We start from the raw sequence: 20505 nt of genomic DNA, 5'->3' as shown, positions 1-20505 counted from the left end.
GTATATCAAATCCTTCGATTTTTCCAAGAAGCAGCAGCGTGTTACGAACTTTCATTGCCTGATTCCAATTTTTCCTGGCGCCGACTTTTTTCAAGTGACTGTAACATGATTTTGGGTATTTCGGCCTGCAGCGATGATAGAATCAACATTTGAACCGCTCAATGCTGCCACACCATTGATTCCACCGATGCCCGCATGAAATGCAAGCAAAATAGCCTGAGTATCATCAAGTGCTGTTCCAGCATTTATTTGTACTGGTGCATATACAAAATTGGGTTGATTATTCCGCGGAATATTGGCACTCAGCGTAATATTTTGGTAAAGGCGCAGAATTTGATTTGCTCTGCTTGGACGTGTTGGATTTCCATTCGTATTATTACTTTTACTCAGCACTCTAGCATTTCCATAATCATTTGCTCCACCATCCTCCCTCTTTACTATGTGATCTATTTCGGGTTCAATTGGCGTAACAACATTGCGATCAATCAAGGCACCATCGTCCCAATCATCGGTTGGATGTTTTGTCCAGGTCCAACAACCGGAGCATTCCCGCCACCGTTATTAACGTTGTTTGCATATATGTAGGGGCGTTGACTATTGTTAAACGCCTTATTTCCCGCCATAGTAGTGCCTATTGAACCTACAATCGTCGTTGTCCTTCTAAAAATCGCAGGGTTCGTCGGGATAAAACCAACATTGACCATCTGCATTACTTTTTTTTCAGATTGTGCAAGTTGCACAGATTTATTAGAAGTACCAAACAACATTTTTCGCTGCACCAGCATCCGCGGGTTGTTATTCATCAGTTGACTGATTTTCCGTTGCGCTACGGCTTGCGGGGAATTTGCCATAACAGTCATTAATTGCCGCTGCGCCGCTGCCGATTCACGATTATCTGCAAAAGCTTGGGTGCCAGATGCGTTATTTTCTGATACTGCAGAATGGCGAGTTTGCTGTGATTCTGATTCAATCGATAATGATCGTTTCATAGTATCCTCTGTTCATTTGGCGCTGATTAACGTTTTACGCCTGAGTTAAGAATCAATCTATTTTCAAGATAATTCAGGCAATATCAAATGCAAAGCAAAAGAGCTTAGGCAGATCAAATAATCCTGACGCTAGATGTTTTTTTCGTGTCATCGAACGCAACAGCTCACTTGCACAAATAATTTCTCGTGTCTCTCTAAATTACAACATAATGCGTTGCACCAATATTGAATGCCTGATTTTGCGGCCTCAGTGCCGATCCAACTGGATAAATCGAAGGTGCCGCATGACGTACCGCGCCATGCAATCCGGCTCCACTTGAAATTGCGCCGAACCCGTTGCCTGCGGCGGCGGCTTTCATCAATGCGCTCACGCCGGTAATGCCGCGAAATACATTGGATAATCTGGTAGGAAAAACGGTGCTGTTTTTAACCGGAATCGGATTGTGCGCCGTTCCATTAGCACGGGGACTATTCGTGAAATACCACAAGATTTTTCCAATACTGTTATCGCCGACATCTTGCTGTTGAACGATGGTTACATTCAGCGGGGCAGCGCCATTGGTCAATGCATGCACTCCCTGTTGTTCACCATTAACTATTTCACCGAGTTCGACGTGCTGAGTGTAATTACCGATCCCTTGCGCATGAATCGCCGGAATTCTTTGATATTCCTGATACCAATTCGGCGTACTGCTGTTTCTTAGCTGCGCGGTTTTCAGTAAAACTGCTTGGTTCCGGTTAGAACCAACCGGAGTTAAAAGCTCCTTGTGCAGCCGCTGCTTTACGCCTTGAGTAATCACCGAGAATGCCGCACGTTGCGCTAACATTCGCGGACTCTGATTGATCTGCTCGCTGATTTTCCGTTGCATTACACTTTGCGGTGCGTCGTTCAGAACCGGCAACCGCCGCTGCTGAATTGCCGCTTTGCGATGATCACTGATCGTTTGACTGGGAGCGTTTCTGTTTTCCGCCTGTTCAAAGAAACGAGATGCAGCGCTATGGTCTTGCTTGTTTAAGAATCGCTTCATTTTTCCTCCCCGGGTTGTTAGTCAACGATACATCAGCACCGTAAAATCATCTTCCAAATAATCATCGAAACATTTTACGCGCGGCGACAGCACCCGGCAAAGCGTCAGAATTTCTTCCCGGTCATGCCCCACCAGCAAATCATGCTGCGGGAAGCGGCTTTTATCCAGCATGTTAAAAGCCAGCGCGATCCGGGCGCTGTTATACAGTTTGCCAATCATGCCGGTATAAAAACTGTCATCTTTACAGCGGTACCCCAATACGCCGCTGGCGATGACGTAATCGACCTGCGGTAATTCTGTGGTGCTGAAGTCGGTTTGATAAAAAGTTGTCCGTTCGACGCCTTCGTAGCGCTTCCGGGCTTCGGCGATGAACTCCGGCATTTGATCGATGCCGATATAATCGAAGCCGGAAAAATGCTGGTCCAAGAACGCTTTCAAATCGCCGTAGCCGCAGCCAACGTCCAGCACCGACGCGCCATTCAAAACACCCGCTTTGATCAATGTCCGGTACCGCGCTTGCTGGCTGTGCGCATTGCGCCAGCCTAACGATTCGACTGTGCCGTGTTGAAACTCGGCAATACGATGACGGTGATAGTGCATGACGGTCGCTTTCTCGATCAGATCCATGGATTTATCTCGCAATCAATTGTCCATCAACTCTCAAGCTCATCGCTTGCGGTAAACGCCACCCTGGGCCGGGAAGGTTTTCGCATTTGTTTTTTCCTGCGCAGATAAATAACGATAGCCAAGGTTATTCCGCCGAAAATCACTAGAAACAATGGCAAATTTCCTTTAGACAGCGACTCCAGTAGCGGATCGTAGGCCAACAACAGGAATGCGACGATCAATGTCGGAACCACGAGCAGCAGACAAGTTAGATAAAAATTCTTGATTGCGTTGTGAACACGGCAGGAATAAAAATAAAGCCCGGCAAAAACCAAGCAAAGCGCCGTTAACAATTCGAGCGCGATCCGGAAATAGTCGCGATTTTCGCAAACGAATCTTTCCAAAAACGAATCGGGTTCTCCATATCCATACCAGTCTGTGTTCTGAAAAAATCTTACCAGGCAGCCGCTGACGGATTGGATGGTATCGCAGCGCAGCGGTACTTCTCCAACCGCTTCCGGTTCGTTAGCGGGCATGGGCCAAAATCCGATTCCGCCAAAATTATCTTTAAAATAAACGATATCGTCCTCGAGTTGTTGCCAGTTCCTACCACCGAATTCAATGACCGGGATGATATGCCACCTCAACATGCTACGCTCGATACCGTGCAGTTCGCCGCTTTCTATGTCCGATCTCAATTTCTTTTTGGAATCCGTTGTCGGCTCTTCGATCAAAACTAAAATATTGGTTCTCATGTCAGCGGCACTAGCGTCGTTGGAGGATTTTCTATTATCAATCCACCTTACGAGATTTGAGTAACGGTATATGCCGGTACCCAACGCGGATTGCGGCATCATGATATTGACGTAATAATCGTTTTTCTCAGCAAACAGCCGCTTTTGCAGATCGGCAAAAAATCGCTTAAACAATTCAACGGATTCGCGATCATCGGGAAAACCGTCAAAATACAGCGTCACGCCATCCCCCAAGGTCGGCGGTGTTACGATGCCCAAAGTCATATTCTGCTTAATTTTTGCCATGGAATCGATCGCCGGACTGGTCAAAAAACTGACGATATACTCAGTCAATGTCTCAAAAACAGCCGTCCGGGACGAGTAAGAAAGTTTCTGCCAGCGATCCCAGTAAGATTTATCATTGCGGACGACCCAATCGACTTTGCTGTTGTGTTTGCGGGCAGTCCGGATAAATGCGGTTTGCGCATCCCAGTCGGCGCTGTCCTTGGATAATACCGTGCTTTCGTTATGCACATTATTGGCTTGCTTAAGGACACCTTGCTCGTCAAATGAAAGTCCGTAATAGGCAACTCTCGACAACACGCTGAAATTCACGGTCTGCTTCTCCCCGGCCAGCCAGAACGGATAAAAACCGTATACGGTGCCGGACAAATCATCGATGACGCAACCGCAGCCGCCGCCATCCCACTGCACAGCGGATGCCGCGCGGTAAACCGGATTTTTCTTGTACAGCGGCGCAATGGCAGGCTGCACAACGTGTTCATACAAACCGGCCGCAAATTCGTCGATCAATGCCAGATCCTGCGGTTCGCAAACGTCTTTGCGGTGCTGGCGTAATAAATCAATCTCTTTCAACTGCTCGGACAAATCGCGCATTCCCTCATAGGGACCGGTCAATAAGTCCGCGCTCAATTTTTTAAAATCATCGTCACTGATTTTCAAACCGGATAAATAGGCATTCTGCTTATTCATATCCTGGCAGGCGCCGATACCCGCATAAATTTTGGATTTTGCCGCTTGGTCAAACAGATTCTTGTCGGGATAAGCCACGCCTTGCAGCGATTTTTCCAGCAAAGCGGTAAGTACACTGTCCAGTGAGCTGAATAATGGATCACCCGCCAGTATTTCCAAAAAACTCTGACTGATGACCGGGTCTGCGTAGCGGTAGTATTGCTCAATGACTGGCATTAATTTATCAACCACCTCCGGATGATCCTTAAGCGCTCCGGTTATGGCTTCTTTCAGCGCCGCGACGTTGTCAAATTTCTTGTTGACCAATTTGGCTAACTGCGCATAAAGCTGGCTTTTGCCCTGCAGTATCTTGAAATCTTCCGCCATGAGGGCGTAGTAATGAATCACCGGCTGATCCTTGGCGGCAAGCAATCCGGGTGGCGCATAAGCCACCTGCAAATACAGATACACGAGATCCAGCAACGCTTGGTCTGTACCTTTCCGCCGCACATCGTAGTAACCGTTTTTTTCCGCTTCCGGCCGGTCGTCGTTCCAATTCGCAAAATCAGCGCTGATCAGCACTTTCGTTTCTTCCGGAAACATCCCCGAGAACGAGGCGATGCGCTCCAAACGTTTCCTTGTTTCATTCACATATTGACCGACAGGTTCTATTTTGAAATCGTGAACAAAACGCTGCAGCCAGTACAACGTAACCGGCCCCAGCGCACCGTCCGTCAACGGGTGCTGACTGAGCGCAACATCCCGGTTCCACTCACGGTCGCCTTGATAAATTTGCGCAAGATTGCGCTGCATTTGAATGATCGTGGATTTATCCAGCCGCCTGAATTTTTCCTGATCGATTAGACGATCGTAATTAGCATCCACTGCGAAGACGGCAGTCATAAAGCAACTGAAAAAAATGCATACGACCCAGCAAAAGAAATTTTTTTTCATCGCGCACTCACAATGTTCGGCCTTCTTTTAGCAATTCTTTTACCACCCCTTTAATCAGATCATCCTGGATAATCGCATTGCGCTTCATGCGGATGGTTTGAATCGCCGCGAAGCGCACCGCATTGGTGAGCGCACCGCCCGACAACTCATAGCTTTCCGCCAGTTTTACCAAGTCAGTATCTGCCGAAAGCAGTTGGTTACCAGCAAAAATCCCGCGCCATAAGCGCAAACGCTGATCGGCGTCCGGCATGGCAAAGTGCACCGAAGCCTGGAAGCGCCGGGCGAAGGCTTCGTCGATATTGGCCTTCAAATTGGTCGCCAGTATCACCACACCGGGATAATCCTCAACGCGTTGCAACAAATACGATACTTCCTGGTTCGCGTAGCGATCGTTCGAACTGCTGGTCTGCGTTCTTTTACCGAACAACGCATCCGCCTCATCGAAGAAAAGAATCCAGTTCTTGTTGGTTGCTTGATCAAACACATTGGCGAGATTCTTCTCGGTCTCGCCGATATATTTGGAGACCACCATCGACAGATCGATACGGTACACATCTACACCAGCACTGGCGCCGATCAAGGTCGCCGTCAAAGTCTTTCCCGTTCCGGGCGGACCATAAAACAAAGCGCGATAACCCGGTTTGATATTCTTGCCCAGATGCCACTGCTGCAAGATGGTTTGCGAATACCGCAACCAGGTATTGATGTTGTCGATTTCATCCATCACCTCCGGATCCAGCACCAGATCGCCCCAAGTCAGCGAAGTGGTAATCAATTTGGCCGGAAAATTGATGCCGTAATCCGGCTTGTCATCGCGTCCCAGCGTCAGCCGGTTCAAGTACTCGACCGTCATCATCAGCATGGCACTCAAAAAAGGCTCCCCGCTCGCACTGTGTTCCACTTTGATAATCTGCTGCTTACACAAGTAATGATCGGGCTGGAACAAACGCATCACGTCAAAACGTTTTGCCAGACTATCGCCCGCCAGAATAAAAGCGGCCGTCTCGCAGGTAGGCAAAAACCCGCTATGTCCCTTTCCCTTCCATCCGCCGAATTCGGTGAATCCGCGCGCGATTTCCTGGTTATTGAGCAAAAAAGTATCCAGTACATGCGGCTGAATATGCGGCAGCAGCGCCAGAATGACCACCAGCCGCTCATCGAAGCCCATAGCGTAATCCCGCACCAGGAGGGCATATTCCGATTGTTCCGCAGCAATATCCGGTGGCTGTAGCGTGTAAATATCCTGGATTGCACCTTCGCGGCAAAAATAAATATCGCAGCGCGCCGCCAGCACCGCCTTGAACCAGGCGATTTCCTTTTCCAGCGTAACTGCATTGGCATCACTTTCCATCATGGCCGGCATTTTTTCAGTAGAAGACACATCCAATCGATCAGCGCCACGTGACATGCACCGCCCGTTCCATCCAACCATGCTTGATGACCGAATAGCTCCACGGCAAACTATCCAACAGCATATCGAACACCCCGGGTTCCACCGTCAAATACCACATCCCGTCTTCTTTCAGCTGCAGTTTGCCCTTGCGCTGCAGGAACGTTTCCCGCAAACCGCTGATGGAGGTATTGCCGATAGTTTGCCAGTTCTGAATCATGCCGCGGATCAATCCCTCGATCGTTTCCTGCTCATGCGCACTGATGTCGATCTCGCGGCAAATCGGAATCCCTGTTGTCACGCCGCATAGAATCTTATTCAACGTCAACTGATACTCCGGCGATCGGGTTTGCTCATTCACCATAAACTGCAACAAATGCACCGCGCGTTCGGCTGCACGGCGGTCAACAAAGACACCATCCTCGACCAGCTTCAGCATACCGAACAAACGCGGCAAATACGGCGCAGCCAATACCTGCCCGGCATTCTCGATATAAATCTCCTCACGCACGTCGTCTGATGACTGCGCCCGATGCAGCAAAGCATCCCAATCCAGCAACGGCGGCTTTTGCGCCGCTGATAATGCATTTTCCTCTGCCCGCGCAATCACCCGGCTTGAATCCTGATTCCCCTTTTCCATTCGCTGCGGCACAGCGGAAGTCTCCACCAGCATCCGCAATAAAGTACGAATCGCACCGGAGGCTTGGCGCTGCTCCAGCGCTTCATACCAAGCACGTAAGATCATCTGCGGATCGGCTGCATCCGTTATGCCACCAGCAAGTGCCTGCAAGTAAGCATCCGGAACGATACCGGTCGTATCCAGCGTCAGCAAATAATCCAGGCTGGCTGCCCATAAGCGTTGTTCCCACTGCTGCCGGTTGCTTTGTTCCGTCAACTTGGTGACCCGGAATAGCGTGTCCGCCTGCGCCAGCAGATGTTCATTCCACAACGCCGCTTGCGGCGATAGCAGATAAGCGATATCCATGCGGCTCGATCGCGGCAGTTTTTCCGGCCCATCGCGCGTTGCTATCGTATGCAGTAACGCGCGCAAGCGTTGCCTGAGTTCATCAGGCTTTGCTTCCGTTGCCGTGACTGCGGAATGTTCGCCGATCAGTCCCGCCTTGTGCAATGCCGCTGTTATGCGTGCGTACAGCGCCGCATGACCGGTGCGGATTTGTCTTGTCGAGTCGGCAACCGCTTCCGCAACAATTTCCACATTTGCCTTCCCGGCTGTTTCTGCTGTTTCTGCTCCTTTTGCTTCTTCCGTTCCGGTTTGCTTGTTCCAGTCCTGATGGTCAACTTTGCTTTGATCATGCGGCTGCCGCGCCAGTGCCGCGATCGCTTCCAGGTCGATTTCCCGTTCCTGCAGCAGGTCTTCCAGTATCCGCCGGTAGTAGCTTTCCCGATTGTCCACGTGATCCGCTTGCGTTTCTATCGCTTGCAGGAAAGCCAACCGGTCGGCGCCGCTAGCGGTGGATTTCATCCGTAGCAGTCGCTCGATCAGACTGTACAGTTCGTTTGCGGTCAGTTGCGCTGCGGTCAAGTCGTAGCGGCCGTTGCGTAAATCTCGATAGAGTTGTTGCAATTGTTCCGGGTGTTCGGTTGCCAGCATTTCCAACAGCGTGGGCAAATCATCGTATTGCCCGGTGCTCGATTCACCTGCTGTGAGGCGTTGCTGAAGTTCCCGATAGGCAGTGCCGGCTTCGAGTGACTCTTGCGCGGAATGCGCACTTTCTTCTACTGTCGTCCGGTGCCATTCCAGCTCGCTGCCACTGAGTGTCCGCAACAGTGTCGCCAGCACGCCATCCGGTTCGCTGTGCTCCAGTGCTTCATACCAGGCGCGCAGCGTGATCTGTAAGTCTACTTCTTCGATAGAGACACCCTGTGCGAGTGCTTGCAAGTAAGCGACTGGATTGATTTCCGCGTGGTTTTCCGTCAGCAGATAATCCAAACTCGCAGCCCATAGCCGCTGCTGCCAGCGTTTCTGCGTTGTTTTTCCGGACGATCCGGGTAGCCGGTATAAGCGGCCAGCATGCGCCAGCAGACGCTCGATCAGCAACACCGCTGGCGGTGACAGCCAATAGCTGATGTCCAGCAAGACCGGCTGCGGCAGTTGCGGCAACCGGGGCTTTATTTCCGGCGATTGCAGCAAGTCTCGCAGCCGCTGCTGCCGCCCGGCCGGGGTCAACTCCTTCAGGATCGCGGCATAGCCTGCGTCAATCAACTTGGCCTTGTGCAATGCCATTATGATCCGTGAATACCATGCCTCATGCAGCGGCTGGTTTTGTGTTGCCGCAGCGAATCGAACGGTGGTTTCAGGTAATTTTATATTTTCAATTGGTTCAGTTTTTTTGACTGCTTCCGGTTTTGCCGGTTTTCTCTGCGCCGTATCCGTCCGGTCCTTTTCTTGGGTATCAGCGGTAAAGGCTTGCAGCAGTGTATGCAGCACAGCGGAGGTTCCGCTCTGCGTCAGTGTCTCATGCCAAGCTTGCAATGTCGCCTGCGCATTGGATTCGCCCGATACACCGCGCGCGAGTGCCTGCAAGTAGGCCGCCGGTGCGATATCGGTCGTATCCAGCGCCAGCAAATAGCGCAAACTGGCTGCCCATAAACGCTGTTCCCACTGCTGCCGGTTGCTGGGTCCGGCGATACCAATAGATCGGGATAATTTGTCCGCCCGCATCAGCAGATGCTCGTTCAGCAATGCCGCTTGCGGCGCCAGCAAATAGGCAATTTCCATCCGTGTCGATTGTGCCAGCTTGCTCGTCCAATCGTGCACGGCTATCGCACGCAATGCAGTACGTAACCGCTGTCTGAGCTCGGCAGGCTGACTGCTTCCTGCCACAACTGTAAGATGTTCATGAGTCAACTCGGCCTTGCACAGTTTTGTCATTACCGTTATGTACAGCGCCTCAACATCTGCGCGGGATGGTGATTTCATCGCCCGGACAGTTGATCCGGCGTGCACCGATTCCGCTGTGACTTGCTGGTTACGGTCAGCACGGACAACACCGGTTTGGGGCAATGTTTGCTGCGGCAATGCTGCAAACGCCTGCGGATCGGTTTGCCGGTCCGGCAATAGGTTTTTCAACAACTGCTGAATGCCATCTGTCAGCGCTTTATCACCAGCTTCACTCTGCATCAGTGCGTCATACCAAGCACGCAAAGTCACCTGCGGATCGGCATCATCCGTTAACTCACGGGCAAGCGCCTGTAAATAGGCCGTCGGAGCGATATCGGTCGTATCCAGCGTCAGCAAATAGCGCAAACTGGCTGCCCATAAACGCTGTTCCCACTGCTGCCTGCCTCCTCCTCCAGCCTTAGGAGTTGACCGCTGCAACGTGTCCGCTCGCACCAGCAGGTGTTCATTCAGCAGTGCCGCTTGCGGCGATAGCAGATGAGCGATATCCATGTGGCTCGATCGCGGCAGTTTTTCCGGCCCATCGCGCGTTGCTATCGTATGCAGTAACGCGCGCAAGCGTTGCCTGAGTTCATCAGGCTTTGCTTCCGTTGCCGTGACTACGGAATGTTCGCCGATCAGTCCCGCTTTGTACAAGGCCGCTGTTATGCGTGCGTACAGCGCCGCATGACCGGTGCGGATTTGTCTCGTTGAATCGGCAGCCGCTTCCGCAACAATTTCCGCATCTGCCTTCCCGGCTGTTTCCGCTCCTTTTGCTTCTTCCGTTCCGGTTTGCTTGTTCCAGTCCTGATGGTCAGCTTTGCTTTGATCATGCGGCTGCCGCGCCAGTGCCGCGATCGCTTCCAGGTCGATTTCCCGTTCCTGCAGCAGGTCTTCCAGTATCCGCCGGTAGTAGCTTTCCCGATTGTCCACGTGATCCGCTTGCGTTTCTATCGCTTGCAGGAAAGCCAACCGGTCGGCGCCGCTAGCGGTGGATTTCATCCGTAGCAGTCGCTCGATCAGACTGTACAGTTCGTTTGCGGTCAGTTGCGCTGCGGTCAAGTCGTAGCGGCCGTTGCGTAAATCTCGATAGAGTTGTTGCAATTGTTCCGGGTGTTCGGTTGCCAGCATTTCCAACAGCGTGGGCAAATCATCGTATTGCCCGGTGCTCGATTCACCTGCTGTGAGGCGTTGCTGAAGTTCCCGATAGGCAGTGCCGGCTTCGAGTGACTCTTGCGCGGAATGCGCACTTTCTTCTACTGTCGTCCGGTGCCATTCCAGCTCGCTGCCACTGAGTGTCCGCAACAGTGTCGCCAGCACGCCATCCGGTTCGCTGTGCTCCAGTGCTTCATACCAGGCGCGCAGCGTGATCTGTAAGTCTACTTCTTCGATAGAGACACCCTGTGCGAGTGCTTGCAAGTAAGCGACTGGATTGATTTCCGCGTGGTTTTCCGTCAGCAGATAATCCAAACTCGCAGCCCATAGCCGCTGCTGCCAGCGTTTCTGCGTTGTTTTTCCGGACGATCCGGGTAGCCGGTATAAGCGGCCAGCATGCGCCAGCAGACGCTCGATCAGCAACACCGCTGGCGGTGACAGCCAATAGCTGATGTCCAGCAAGACCGGCTGCGGCAGTTGCGGCAACCGGGGCTTTATTTCCGGCGATTGCAGCAAGTCTCGCAGCCGCTGCCACCGCCCGGCCGGGGTCAACTCCTTCAGGATCGCGGCATAGCCTGCGTCAATCAACTTGGCCTTGTGCAATGCTGCTACGATTCGCAAGTATAGTGCTTGGTATGCCACTTCATCCTGCCTCACACTATCGGATAACGTAGCCTTTTCCGGCGATGTTTCCCGCTTTTCGCTTGCGCCGGTTGTTATTCCTTCTGTCCCGCTGTGCGTTGCATTTTCATCACTGTTCCGCTGGCTCAGCGAGACATAGCTTCGCACCGATCCATGCTGCGGATGCTGTGAATACAGGCCATTCACGGTTTGTAATGCATCATGAAGCGTGCCGCTGACTTTTCCTGCTTTATGAAATTGCGCAGCCGTTTGGATGATGCTTTTCAGCAGCAATGACGAATCCTGCGTATGCCGCAACGCTAGCTTTTTGACCAGCTGATCCAGCAAAACCGCCAAGTCATCGGCTAGCAGGTTCGATTCCACTAGCATCGTCAAGAGTTGTTCCCAGGCCGGATAAGTCGCTGCTGTTGTTAGCACCGGTACGGAATCCGCTTCCGATATCGCGTGCGGATAGATCAACAGAAAATCCAAAAGCGGATGCGCGTGAACCGGTGCCATTCTGATCAAAACACTTTCCAGCGAACGGTACGAAAACTGCGCGACCAGACGGTTGATCACGACCGCTCTTTCAGCCGCGGTCAAACGTTTGAGCAACGTAATCCACACTTCCCAGGCATCCTGTTGTTGCAATATCCGCTGCAACATGTTCTCGTGCGCATGCCGGTCGGCTCTATCGATATGCCAAGGCATGCGACCTGTCAGCAAAAAATCCTGCAATTGCTCCAGATCGGTTTGAACGCTGCTCAATCGCCGGGTGGGCAATATTCCGCCCGGTATGGAATCTGTTTGTTGCTGATTGCCTTGCAGTGCCTGCAATTTTTCCCGCAGTTTTTCCCGCACACGCTGTATCAGTTCGGCATAAAAATCTTCATTGAGAATGTTGCCGAGATCGATTTCCACTCGATCGAGCCGCCATACGGTGCCCGCTTCATCAAATTCGTTCAGAATCGAATCAATGGCCGGTAACAATCTTGCCATCAGCACAGCACTCATCTCCGACTCCAATTCATTGACTTGCGATAGCGAATCAAACGAGCAGTCAAAAACAAATTCATCAATGCGATGCGTTATCGACATGGTATTAAAGCCAGTACTCACGTTCCGTTTCTTTTCTGTTTTTCAGCAAGAAAGACACTATGCGTTCCGATGCACTGTTTAATTGTTCGAAATCGTTCTGGTGATGATTCCGGTGAGCCTGCCGCAAACACGACAACCAATTCTTGTAACGTTGCTCAAAATCCTGCAGGTAAACAAAATCGAGCCAGTAAAACTCCGGGAGAATATGCGCCGGAAGATTCTTGATCACTGTTTCCTCAGCAAATTTCCGGAATACCGTATTGGAAAACCGTGCTGTCCAGGATGGAAAAATCACGCTGACACGAAAATCAAAAAACGGCTCACCCTGCGGAATCCCTGCGAACGAATCCTTCCCTCTGGGCCGCAGCAGCACGTGCTCGATCATATGAAAGCCCTCGCACGCGATATTCAGTTGCGTTATCGCACTGCAAAACTCATGCGCATACCGTTCCGCTTCGTTCCGGTTGCGCTTGCGGCTCAACGGCCACAACCGGGTGTTTTGTCCGGACTTCAAACACACCACCGTTTCCTCGCCGGAACTGACCAGCCGGTAATTCTTTAATTCGACGCCTTCCTGGAAAACGCCATAACAAAAAGGCGGCAGCTTGGCAGGAACGGCGATTTCGGCAAGCTTTTCTTCATCGATTACCAGCGGAATCGCATTCGCTTCCAGTTCCGCTGGCAGGAACTGCAAGCTTTCCGCCACGATGCGATCGGGAATAAGGCGGCTGTTCCTTTGGATGAGAACATCGGTGATCAATGGAATCCGGTCGAATTGCGTCAACCCCAGCAAAATACTGATGCGCTGATGCGCCCCGGCCAAATTTTCCTCGTTATCTTCAGTATGCCCATGCAACGTAGGTTTCAGGTAATTGAAACCTTTCCCCCGGTCACGCGTAATGTCCTTGATGCATCTCAGAAAATTAATTTTGTTTGCGATGATCCACCGGCTCTGATCGGAACGCCGGTAACAATCGAATTGCTGCAACGCCGCTTGCGGATATTGCTCACCGTACATGGCCAATAAGGTATCCAATACCCGGTTTCTACGGTCGCTGAAGCGATCGTGGTGCTGCAGGATTTTAGCAAGCGTGGTTTGGCTGTAATGAGCGTCTTTCACATACAGCGACTCGACGTCAGGAATATTGCCGTTATCGAGAAATTGACAAAAATAAGACTGCTTTAACCCGGCATCCAGCGAAAACAAGCGCGGCATTTCTTGCACATTCTGCAAATAATCCGCCATCAATTGTTCGAAAGGAAACAAGTAGGCTTTTAGTTGCTTCGCCTTGGCCTTAACCTCAGGCGGCTTGGAATGCGGGATACCGTAGCGGTTGATCCCATATACCGCTGGGAAGTGGTTTTGAATCGAATAATACTCAGCCGCAACCCGCCGTTCTCCTTTGGGAAGCGGAATCAAATGCGCAAACGACGGGCGGTTGTTCCTAAAGGCATGATATTCAAAAATCAACTTCCTGAGTTCCAGGTGGGTTTCCTCCAACAGCGCCTCATCTTGCCGGCTTTCGTAAAACCTGAAGCCCGGCGTCTGTCCGTCATGATCCTTGCGGCTTACATCGTGCGGAAGAACCAGGCGGAGAATCTGCTGCGGCTTAGCGGGTCCGGGAAAACTCAAATCGGGAAAAACATGCCGCGATGAATCATAGGCAACACTGATGTATTTCTTGTTGTCCTGATCGATCAAATACAGCTCGTGTACCTTGATTACACCGTCAATCCGGCTGATCAATGTCATCAAGTCGACCACGCTGAGCACTTCGTCGGCTCCGGCAAAACACCGGTCGCTGATAAACCCATGTTGTGTCAGCGGACCGGAAAAAATACGCTCGTAATTGCCCGTCTGATTCAGAATGGATTCGTAGCGATCGACTTGAATGCCGGAAGAAATATAGTGCGCACACTTAAGAAAGATCTCGGCATAAATCTTAGCCCTGTTATGGGCAGGCTGTATTTCAACTTCCCCCGCCAGAAAATAGGGCACCGCATGAATAATCTCGACTCGATCGATATCCTCGCAAAGATTGCGATGCGCCGCAAAAACAGATTGGATTTTTTGTATGACGGCCGATTCGTCCCGTTTCCCGGCAGCCCGGCCCGGTGCGCCGATTTTGGAAACCAAACCATTTTCGATTCCCTGTAATTCCTTGTCCACTTCATCCAACTCACGCTCAAGCCCGGATAAAAGCGGAATCAGTTTATCCGGCAACGTATCGTCATTCGCGACTTCATCGTCCGTCTTCGCTTCGAACACGGGCAGAACGCTTTCTTGTGCATAAGAAAGCACAACACCCAGGTTGGGCAAAATGCTATTCAATCTTGCACTCAAATCGGAGTTGGGCGATGAATCGACGATGACGGACCAAGTACTATTGATCTTGCGCCAGATTCTGTCCAGGCTGGCTAAGCTTGCATCCAGTTGGCGCAGTATGCCGTCGGTTTGCTCAATCAGCCGTTCGGATGACTGCACCGGCGAGTCAATATCGGCAGCAACACTGCACCCGCTTCTTAAGTCCTCGTACTTTTCATCCAGAACAGTGCCGAGTTGATCCAGGCGCGAGCGAATGCGCTCCGAAACCGTATCGAGCTGTTCCAGCCGGCTCGATTGTCCGTCCGGATTGCCGCTTTGTTTTTGCTCATCGGCATGGCTTTGCATCAGCTCGTCATCAAGCTTCACAAATACGGTATAAAGACCGCCTGCCGCTGAATTGTTTTCCGCAGTGCTCAGTTCCAGCCAGACATAATCGATCTCGGGAACCGCGTCATAGAGAATTTTCTGGTAATCGATTTCGGTAACCGCCGAGCTGGGAAGAATGTCTTCCGGAGAGAAAAGCGCTTGCCGCTGCAAATCAATGGTATTTTTTTCATTGATCAGATAATCCTCAACGGCAAATCCGGAACGGTAAGACAGGTCGGTCAGTCCGTAGCACAGCTGTTCCAGGATGGTAACGCCGGGATCGTGCAGGTTATAGTCGGTCCATATTTCACCGCACAGCTCCTGAACTTTGCCGATACCTTCTTTTCTCAGCGTATCAAAATCCAATCCATCGGGATCGACCCTGACGCGCGGTATTTGCTCAGATACCGGCATACGCTTTCGCAGCCGCGGATGACTGCGGATTATTCAGCTGCGCCTGAATTTGCTGATGCAGATCGGACAGCAATTGATGCACGCGATGATAAGGCATATTCCCCAATGCCTTGATGGACAGTGACAACTCCGCTTCGGTAAAGACAAAGCACTGCCGCTGCTGCGGCGCGATACCGGGGGCGAACAATTCGTTGGCTTGAAAATTGAGCTTACCGATCAGTTCAAAAACGGACTTAAACGGGCACTCGGCCAGCGCTTCCAATAGCAAGCCGCCCTCCTGCACATTTAACTGAATGGTCAAAACACGCACGGACATTTATTTTTCTTCCTGTCGTTTGCGCAAAACTTTCGGGTAGCCGGATTGCGCTTCCCGCTCGCTCTCATACATCGCCGGGTCGTGCCATAACCGGGTGATGTAATAATTGACCCAAATTTTCTCGCCGTAGGACGCTCCCACCCGGAGCTGCAGCGTGTACTCGAAATTCTCGGCATTCGCACCGCTTTGCCAGCGTAATTCCAGGCGGTTGCATTTGGCACCGAAGTGCGCTTGATGATAGGTAATATGAGTTTTGTCGTGATAGGCGTTAAGCGCAAAGGCGTGCATCAATGCATATTTGCCATCGGCATCCTTGCCGCCGACACCGGCCACCACTTCGAAGGCCTGGCAGCCCGTCAGCGTTTCGGTAATATTGTGCCAATCGCCATCCGCGGGTACCGGCAGCTCGCCGCGGCGCCCCACCCTACCGAACGAAGCGATCGTGCCGGCAACGTCCAATTCGAAGCGGGGATTATCGGTATTGATACCGACGCCGGACTTGAGCGCGCCGCCGGGCTCCGCGCTGTCAGTGTTGCGCAATGTCAGGACATACGGATTGCTCTTATTGCCGAAATTCAAATTTCCCGTCGCTTTATCGATACCGACAGACCACATGGAACTGAGCGTCGACATATTTTGATAAAAACTCATCAGCTTGCCATCCCCCAGCTGAAAAATTTTCAGTCCTTCCTCGACCGTCTTCTCGAATCCATCGTCGATCAGATTCAGCGTCGAATCGATCAGATCGGCAAACGCAACTTCAGTCGGCATTCTGCCATTCTTGAACTTGGCCTCTAGTGTTTTTCTATCTTTTCGCGCCATTTTTCATCAGAAATTATAAAAGTACTGCCGATTTCGAGCTCACCGATTCCGGTAATTTGCGGCTCGATGACGTCATAACGATCGTCGAGCTCGATAAAATGCTGCTGGATCGGGGCTACAATGCTCCAGGGATAGACCGGAATTATATCCTTGACTGCGGAAGCCACCGGTTTGTCCGCGCTGTCCAGCAAGTCGAAGTATCCCTCGCCGACGGGCGCGATGCGCAATATCGAGAGATTGGTGACACGATCGATATAATCCAGATTTTGAATAAAAGATTCAACATCGTACTTACTGATAATCCATCCGAAATGACGGGTGTAACCCGTGGCCACATTCCACGGCGACAGGAAATCCGATATCGCCTGATTCAAGCGCCCCAGATGCATACCGGCCAATAATGGATTCTTCAGCTTAACCGTGCAGCGCACTTGTATCACTTCGTACACCGGGTTAATGACATGAACGGCGGCAAACGAGGGCGCGTACTGACCGATGAAGTCTTGTACGTCATTGATCAGATGGCCGTTCAGCAGCGGTTTGTGCGTACTGATCACATTCTGGGTGAGATAAGGTACAGCCACGATCAGGATATGACCGGGACTGAAACGCTGCTCGGTCACAAAATCGGGACTCATGTTAGGAAAACACTTCACTTTATAGATCTGCGGAAACTGTTCCAATATCAGCAGCTCATAATCAGCCGGCAGCAGCGCGCGTTTTTTATGCTTTAACCGTTCGCTGATGCGGATTCGCAGATGACCGCGATCCTCCGCCAGGCGTCCGCCGAAAGAAGGTTGAATTTGTTTAATACCGCCGATTCCGGGAATTGACTTGCGCACGCGCGACACGGCACCGGCGGGTAAGCGGATGGAACCGCTCAATACCGTGCTTTCCGCCAAATACCGGCTTGCTTTTAACGCTTGCGCATAAATCGAATACAGGCTGCAGAATTTCTCCAGATCATGTTCGCAAGACACTCGCAGCCAGCACAATCCGGCGGGTAATACGGTATTGTCCTGCGCGATATCCGCCGGAATATCCAACGTGACTATTCCCGGCTTCATGAACCTTTGTGTGGAATCCGCCATGATTTCTTTGGCGCTTAACGGCAGCCATCGGTTATTTGCCAAATAGAACCATTGCATCTCTTGCAGGGCAACATGCTCAACCGGTAATGAGTTTTCGCGCAAATGAAAATAAAGCGTAATCACACCACCACCGGCCAACCCCTGCAGCCCGATCAATAAATTCCCCGAGTACTGATACTGCGGCAATAAATAATGAGCTTGATCGGCGCACATCGTCGCGTCTTCCCAGCCCAGCGGATGCAAATGAATCATTTTCTCCCGCAGCGCCGCAGTGCAATTCACTTCCTCCTTACCGAGCACGATGTGCGAAGAAGCCCGGTAATTGACGGCAATCGATGTGATCGTGGGTGTATAAGGAAGGTTGGGCACTTTCTTCAGGAATTTGGCGTGCTTTTGCTTGGCGTTGAAAGTCAACACATTGGCCAATGCTGTGGGGTAATCGCGATGGCCGAACGCTGGTGCGGGCGCGATCAGGGTAAATTTAAAAAAGCCTTTGGTCGTGGATGGCGTGTACCTGAATCCCGGTGCAGAACCGCGGTAATCGTACGGACTCCAGTACAAGATCACCGGACCGCAAGACAGCGTACTGTGCTCGCTGACTTCAGCGCCGCCATCCAAGCTTGTTTTGATTTGAAAAAGCGAATTGACCACCATCCCCTTGGCATTCTCCGGCAGCCATTTGCCGCTGGCCAAAACGGCCGTGCTGATACGGAAATCGGTATCGCCGAAATTGTCATAGCCTTGATAGTGCGTTTTAAATCCGCCAATACCGGCAGGCAGCCCCCCCCATTGAATCTCTACCGTGAAATCCGATAATTGCTTGCCGGCCGCTTCGGCACACCCGACGACGAAATAGGAGCCTACTTCGGGAAGCGGGCCAAACGGCGTAAAAGGCGCCAGCGGTGATAATTGCCCGATGTTGTTATGCAATTGCAGCATGCGGCATCCTTCCACCGCCACGTCGATCCTGATCCGGTCCAATTCCAGTTTGTTCAGGATTCCATACGGATACAAATAGCTGCGGGGGTTCTGCACCAGCCGCACGACCGGCAATTGCGTGTCATAGCCGTCGCCGTGAATATTCCGGTTATAGGGCACAACCGGCGGAAAATCTTCCGGCAGGAAGAAAGTAATCGCCAGACTGTTTTCTTTCTGCTGCCGATCAACGCCCGAGTAGGAAGGCAGATACTCCGGTACTTCGCGCCAGCCGTCCGCAGCCGATACGCTGATGATGAAGATATCTCTGAAAACTTTAAAAAACGCTTGCTGCTCCTGAGCGGATGATAGTGCAGCGCTGCTCCCGGCTGGTTGCATGGCGGCGGCAATTTTTTGTATCCGGTGCTCCAAAGAATTTTCCAGCGCACCGGCATATTGCACATGGATGCACACAGTCCGCCGCCCTTCCTGCAACCGCAGCGCTTTACTGGCCACTGCGAATCCGATGCGCGCATGCTGCACCAGCATCGTATCTTCACCTTTCTTGGGTGCGCCGAATAACGGATACGACTGCAGCTTCTCTTCATCCGGCGGACTATCGTCCGTCATCAGCGGTACATCGTTCAACCAGCCGCCGGTGGCAAGCTGCCGGGTCATTTCACTCACCCGGTCATTCAAAACGATGGATTCGTTCAAGCTGTTCTCAGGAAAATTCAGCGCATCGCGTTTAAAAAATAACGTATGAACAGCGCTTACCACGGCGTCATTAATCACGACATCTTCGCTGGCCGCATAAACGATATCGCGCTTGTTTTCATCCTGACCCGCCAAAAATTCCGTGCCCTGCGCTATCAATGTCTGCTGATTCTTCTTATTGGGTGCGATCACCAGATAAACATGATCCGGTGAGAAGCCTCGCGGTTGGGCTTTCAGCACCTGGTCATAGTAGAAATCGACGTAATTCAGCGTGAACCGGTTTATTTTATGATGCAGTTTTTGAAATAACTGCAGAAAAGCCAGCAGAAGTCCCGCCGCTGGCTCATGATCCTGGCTGACCAAAGAAGCGGATAATAACTTCTCCGCGCTGCGCTGCACCATTTCCATGGCTTTGACAAACGCATAGAAACTGGAGCGGATAGACACCGGATCGAAAACATCGACAGCCGTGTTTGCACGGTTCCGCTTAGTTTCTTCCACGGTAGACAGCAGCTCAATCAAGTCGCGGGAAAAAATATCTTCCAGCTTGTGATGCGCAAGATGTCCGGCCAAATACTCATCCAGCGTCTCGATATCTTTTTTCAACCCGGTAATGACGCTTTCCACAATCTTGCGCAACTCGGTACCGATCGAATTTTCCGAGCGTACAAGCAGTTGCAGCCATTTATCGAGCATGCTGACCGCGCTGTACGCCGCAATCATATGCTGGCCGATTTCTTTTACGGGGATTGCATGCAATGCCTTAACCAATTCGTTATTAGCATCCGCCGCAGCGCTTTCACCGGCGGCATTCAGCAGTTTATCCGGGTCAATAGCCAGTATGGTTGCAATCACGACGGTTTCATCCCGCGAGAAAAAATGTTCCCAAGTACCGTCTTCGCGATTCTCCAGGTCATAAAATTTCATCACCCGGGCATATTCGACCGCCAACGCCAATAAAGTTTGAAAACGCATCTCGGCGATGTTGAAATAATCCTTCTCCAGCGCCGGTAACAATCTGCGTTCCTGACTTTTACCGTCACTGATGTGCAAATGATCATTCGTTAATCGATGGGCACGAATCTTCATTTA

At 51.5% G+C, this 20505-nt stretch carries 11 protein-coding genes; all 11 read right to left on the bottom strand.

Features of this window, described 5'->3' with window-relative positions:
• Nucleotides 1-90: 90 nt before the first annotated feature.
• Complete coding sequence (locus HRU78_02395; GenBank protein QOJ22634.1) at nt 91-489, bottom strand: hypothetical protein; 399 nt, start codon at nt 487-489, stop codon at nt 91-93.
• Nucleotides 486-989: a hypothetical protein gene (locus HRU78_02390; protein ID QOJ22633.1), complete on the bottom strand. Its 504-nt coding sequence runs from the start codon at nt 987-989 to the stop codon at nt 486-488. The genes HRU78_02395 and HRU78_02390 overlap by 4 nt, the downstream gene beginning before the upstream one ends.
• 194 nt (nt 990-1183) lie before the next feature.
• Nucleotides 1184-2017, bottom strand: coding sequence for a hypothetical protein (locus tag HRU78_02385; GenBank protein ID QOJ22632.1), 834 nt, complete (start codon nt 2015-2017; stop codon nt 1184-1186).
• Between the two features lie 21 nt (nt 2018-2038).
• Entirely contained in the window at nt 2039-2644 is a 606-nt protein-coding gene (locus tag HRU78_02380; GenBank protein QOJ22631.1) for a class I SAM-dependent methyltransferase, read from the bottom strand.
• A gap of 26 nt (nt 2645-2670) precedes the next feature.
• Nucleotides 2671-5232, bottom strand: coding sequence for a hypothetical protein (locus HRU78_02375; GenBank protein QOJ22630.1), 2562 nt, complete (start codon nt 5230-5232; stop codon nt 2671-2673).
• 58 nt (nt 5233-5290) lie between these two features.
• Nucleotides 5291-6637, bottom strand: coding sequence for an ATP-binding protein (locus HRU78_02370; GenBank protein QOJ24882.1), 1347 nt, complete (start codon nt 6635-6637; stop codon nt 5291-5293).
• A 37-nt stretch (nt 6638-6674) separates the two neighbouring features.
• Nucleotides 6675-12467, bottom strand: coding sequence for a hypothetical protein (locus HRU78_02365; protein ID QOJ22629.1), 5793 nt, complete (start codon nt 12465-12467; stop codon nt 6675-6677).
• Nucleotides 12451-15552: a hypothetical protein gene (locus HRU78_02360; GenBank protein QOJ22628.1), complete on the bottom strand. Its 3102-nt coding sequence runs from the start codon at nt 15550-15552 to the stop codon at nt 12451-12453. The genes HRU78_02365 and HRU78_02360 overlap by 17 nt, the downstream gene beginning before the upstream one ends.
• Nucleotides 15539-15868 carry a hypothetical protein gene (locus HRU78_02355; GenBank protein ID QOJ22627.1) on the bottom strand — a complete coding sequence of 110 codons (330 nt, stop codon included), beginning with the start codon at nt 15866-15868 and terminating at the stop codon, nt 15539-15541. The genes HRU78_02360 and HRU78_02355 overlap by 14 nt, the downstream gene beginning before the upstream one ends.
• The gene (locus tag HRU78_02350) at nt 15869-16690 is read right to left on the bottom strand and encodes a hypothetical protein (GenBank protein ID QOJ22626.1); all 822 of its coding nucleotides are present in this window, start codon (nt 16688-16690) and stop codon (nt 15869-15871) included. It abuts the gene before it with no gap.
• The gene (locus HRU78_02345) at nt 16663-20502 is read right to left on the bottom strand and encodes a baseplate J/gp47 family protein (protein QOJ22625.1); all 3840 of its coding nucleotides are present in this window, start codon (nt 20500-20502) and stop codon (nt 16663-16665) included. Before HRU78_02345 ends, HRU78_02350 begins: the two co-directional genes overlap by 28 nt.
• Nucleotides 20503-20505: the final 3 nt, after the last annotated feature.

It is taken from the genome of Gammaproteobacteria bacterium (assembly GCA_015709635.1).
In the GTDB taxonomy this organism is placed as follows: domain Bacteria; phylum Pseudomonadota; class Gammaproteobacteria; order Burkholderiales; family Nitrosomonadaceae; genus Nitrosomonas.
Note: the sequence above shows the minus strand (reverse complement) of the source record. Positions and strands in the feature narration are given on the sequence as shown.